Origin of the sequence: Bifidobacterium favimelis (assembly GCF_037963085.1) — a bacterium.
Lineage (GTDB): Bacteria > Actinomycetota > Actinomycetes > Actinomycetales > Bifidobacteriaceae > Bombiscardovia > Bombiscardovia favimelis.
The window spans coordinates 1-4,315 of the sequence record NZ_JBANDZ010000005.1 but is presented as its reverse complement, the minus strand read 5'-3'; the positions used below and the strand labels follow the sequence as shown (position 1 = coordinate 4,315).

The following is a 4,315-nucleotide window of genomic DNA, read 5'->3' as shown; positions in this document are numbered from 1 at the left end:
CACGGTGGGCGGTCATCTGCGCCGGGGTCCTGCCCCGGAGGGCCGGGACGCCACCGGACCACAACCAACAAACAAGGCGGTCAACGCCACCGGGTCCCTGAGGTCCGACGCCGCCGCCAGACCGGCCGCAGCATCGGCCTGAGGGCACGGCAACCAGGGTGACGGTGTCCGGGGGCGGACCCCCGGGCACCCCGGGCAGTGACATGGACCGGCGGCATCACAAGCGAGGAGTCGTGCAGTGATTGACAAGAATCTGTTTCGATTCGCCGGTATCCGACGGACCATGGTCCTCCTGGCCCTGCTCTCACTCCTGCAAGGGGTGAGCGTGACAGCCCAGGCCTGCGGGCTGACCTGGGCCCTGGTGCGGGTCTGGCATCTGGAGGGCCTGGGTTCCCTGGGGCTGCCGGTCCTGACCTTCTTCCTCGCCTTCGCCGCCAGGCAGCTCTGCGAGGTGGCCAAGGGGAAGGTCTCCACCGGCTACGCCGACTATGTGACCAGGGATCTCAGGCCCCTCCTCCAGGCCAAGGTCTTCCGGATGGGGCCCTCGGCCCTGGCAGGGAGGGGGACCGGTTCGGCCGTCACGGTCCTCATCGACGGTCTGGATGAGGTGAGGACCTATGTTTTCACTGTCCTGCCCAAAATGATGGACATGGCCTTCATCCCCCTGATGACCCTGATAGTCGTCTGGTCCCAGAACGCCCTGAGCGGCCTCGTCCTGATCCTCATGCTCCCCCTCCTCTTCTTCTTCATGGCCATCCTGGGCATGGCGGCCCGGGACCGGTCCAACCGGCAGTACGAGCAGTTCCGCAAGTTGAACACCCGCTTCATGGATACGGTACTGGGGCTTCCCACCTTGAAGATGCTCGGCATCGACAAGGAATATGAGGACGAGATCTATTCGGTCAGCGAGCGTTTCCGCAAGAGGACCATGAGCGTCATCCGCGTGGCCATGACGTCGACCTTCGCCCTTGATTTCTTCACCACGCTGGCGGTGGCCATCATCGCCGTTTTCCTGGGCAACGATCTGATCAACGGGAGTGTGCGGCTCTTCCCCGCCCTCCTCTCCCTGATCCTGGCCCCGGAGTATTTCCTCCCCATACGTCAGTTCGGCGACGATTACCACGCCACGCTCAATGGGAAGAACGCCCTGAATGACATCATGACGACCCTCGATGCCCCCGAACCCGCCCGCCAGGACGATCTGGACTGGGGCGGCTGGGGGCCTGAGAGCCATCTGACCGTCGATCAGGTGGGTTTCACCTATGAGGCCCCCCTTCCACAGGAGGAGGCCTCGGCCGGCTCCCAGATGGACGCAATCGCCAAGTCTTCGGGAGGGGGCAAGGGCAAGGGGGAATCCCCGGACGGGGATGCCGGACAGGCCCCCTCCGGACCGAAGGCCCTGAAGGACATATCGTTCGAGCTGACCGGCTACGAGAAGGTGGCGGTGGTCGGCCGTTCGGGGGCCGGCAAGTCCACCCTGATGAACCTCCTGGCCGGCTTCAACATCATGCAGACCGGTTCGGTCGACCTGGACGGCCACCGGCTGGATCATTTCAACGCCCCGGCCTGGCAGCGCCACATCAGCTACATCCCCCAGAACCCTTACATCTTCAATGGGACCCTGGCGGACAACGTACGTTTTTACGACCAGGATGCCGATGAGGAGGCCGTCCGCGAAGCGGTCCGGGCGGCCGGTCTGGACGAGTGGGTGGCCACCCTGCCCGAGGGCCTAAACACGGGGGTGGGTGAGGGCAACCGCGGAATCAGCGGGGGCCAGGCCCAGAGGATCGCCCTGGCCAGGGTCCTCCTGGACAGATCCCGCGAGGTCCTCCTCTTCGACGAACCGACCGCCCACCTGGACATCGAGACCGAGTATGACCTGAAGAAGACCCTCTTGCCGATCATGGAGGACCACCTGGTCATCTTCGCCACCCACCGCCTTCACTGGCTGGCCGACGTGGACTGGGTCATCATGCTGGATGGCGGCAGGGTGGTGGCCCAGGGCAGGCCGGACGAGCTGATCGGACGGTCGGGCCCCCTTGACGACCTGATCGAGGAGATGGGAGGGAACCAGATTGCACGCTACGAGCAGGACTGACGGTGCCGGTGATGGCGGGCAGGGGGACGCCTCCCTCTCCCACTTCGCGGGCATCTGGCACAGGGATCATTGGTTCTGGCCCTACCTCAGGCAGAACAGGGTCCTGCTGGCCCTCATCTTTTTCCTGGGCGCCGTGACGTTCGTCTGCGCCGGCGGTCTCATGTTCACTTCCGGTTTCCTCATCAGCCGGTCGGCCCGCCACCCCTACAACATCTTCGCCGTCTATGTCCCCGTCGTCCTGACCCGCGCCTTCGGCATCGGCCGGCCCAGCTTCAAATATCTGGAGCGGATCAAGAGCCATGACTGGGTCCTGAGGGTGGTCTCCAAGCTCCGTGTCCAGCTTTACCGCACCCTGTCCCAAGACGCCGCCTTCCTCAACGAACACGAGCGGACGGGGACGATCCTGGGGATGCTGTCCGACGACCTGGACCATCTTGAGAACTTCTACCTGCGCACCATCTTCCCCACCGTCGTGGCCTACATCATGTGGATTGTGGTCACCGTGGCGGTCGGCGTCTTCTCCTGGGTGACCTCGGGCATCCTCTTCCTCCTGTTCTCCCTCATCCTGGTCCTGGTGCCCCTGGTGTCCCTGGCCTTCTCCAACGGCCGCTACGCGGTCGAAAAGGCCGGCCAGCAGGACGAGTACACCTCGGTGGCCGAGAGCTACATGGGACTGAGCGACTGGGTGATCACCCACAGGGGGGAGGAGTTCGCCTCCACCGGGTCTCAGGACTTCGGTCGGGTCATGGACAGCCGGTCCCTCCAGAAGCGCTTCGAACGCTGGAGGAACTGCGCCATACAGATGATCTTCGCCCTGATGGCCGTCGGCCTGATCGTGGGCTCCGACCTCTACCTGACCAGTTCGGCCTCCATGGCCGACTTCGCGGCCGCCGTGGTCCTGGCCCTTTTCCCCTTGGTCGATTGCTTCATCGTCGTCTCCCAGGCCGTGGCCGAAGTCCCCCTGTACACGGACTCGCTGACCCACTTGAACGACCTGACCGCCAGGGTCCAGTCCCGGCAGACCGAACCGGTCCACCAGACCCGCCTGGAGGGACCAGTCACCTCGATCGATTTCGATCACGTATCCTTTGCCTATTCACCGGACGACCCAAAGCTCCTGGACGATTTCACCCTCCACATAGGAGCGGGTCAGAAGGTGGCCCTCCTGGGCCCCAGCGGGGAGGGGAAGACCACCATCCTCCAGCTCCTCCTTGGGGACCTGACCCCCCAAGCGGGACGGATCATGGTCAACGGCATACCCGTGGCCGCCCTGCAGGACCAGAGGCCCGAACTGTTCGGCTACCTCAATCAACAGGCCTTCCTTTTCAACACGACCATCGCCTCCAACGTCAGGCTGGGGGCGCCGCAGGCCAGCGACGAGGAAGTGAGGGAGGCCTTGAAGGCCGTGCAGTTGGACGACTACGTCTCCTCCCTCCCCCAGGGGATCGACACCCCGGTCGACGAGGCCGGCCAGCGCCTGTCGGGAGGGCAGCGTCAGCGCCTGGCACTGGCCAGGATCGTCCTCAAGCGCACCCCCATCGTCCTCCTGGACGAGCCGACCATCGGCCTGGACCCCATCACCGAGCGCCGCCTGATGTCCATGATCTTCGGGGTGAGCCGTGGGCGCACCCTCCTATGGGTGACGCACCACCTGCAGGGTCTGGAGGAGGCCGACCAGGTGGTCTTCATGGACGGGGGCCGCATAGCCATGCAGGGCTCCCCGGCAGGCCTCTACCGGGACAACCGGCGTTTTCGTGAACTTTACCGGTTGGACGTGGGCGATCTGGGGTCCAAGGGGGATTGAAAACGGCTATAATGGAGAAAGCGATCGTATTCCGGCGTCGGAGATAAGGGTGGATGGACACCATGTCGCCCTCGTCGGAGCCTGAACGTCGGATTCACAAGCCGCCTTCCCTCCTTCTGGCCAGGCCCCTTCCCCGTCGGCGGGCTTCAGACGCGAACGCCGGTTCCGGGGCCTGCAACGTTGTCGACCCCTCCATCGGTGCGGATGCCCGGAGACGGTCAGGTACAACTCAGCGTCGTGTCGGTTCCGGTGATGCGGCCGGCCCGCCGTCCACCTGGCGGGTGGTCCTCCCTGCCGCCCGGCACGTGAAAGTGAAGTGACACAATGACCGTATTGGGTTTGTCGCGTTTTCAGTTTGCGATGACGACCATTTTCCACTTCTTCTTTGTTCCCATGACCATTGGCCTGTCTTT

The 4,315-nt window shown here is 64.4% G+C and carries 3 protein-coding genes; all 3 read left to right on the top strand.

The window, feature by feature from the left end; all coding sequences use genetic code 11:
- The first annotated feature begins 238 nt into the window (after positions 1–238).
- On the top strand, positions 239–2,098 hold the full coding sequence (locus V6584_RS07870) for an ABC transporter ATP-binding protein/permease (protein WP_340470130.1): 1,860 nt from the start codon (positions 239–241) through the stop codon (positions 2,096–2,098).
- Positions 2,076–3,902 (top strand): thiol reductant ABC exporter subunit CydC, encoded by a 1,827-nt coding sequence (gene cydC, locus V6584_RS07865; protein ID WP_340470131.1) that lies wholly within the window; start codon positions 2,076–2,078, stop codon positions 3,900–3,902. The genes V6584_RS07870 and cydC overlap by 23 nt, the downstream gene beginning before the upstream one ends.
- A 324-nt stretch (positions 3,903–4,226) precedes the next feature.
- Positions 4,227–4,315, top strand: an 89-nt coding sequence (locus tag V6584_RS07860) for a cytochrome ubiquinol oxidase subunit I (RefSeq protein WP_340486375.1), incomplete at its 3' end; no start/stop codon positions are given.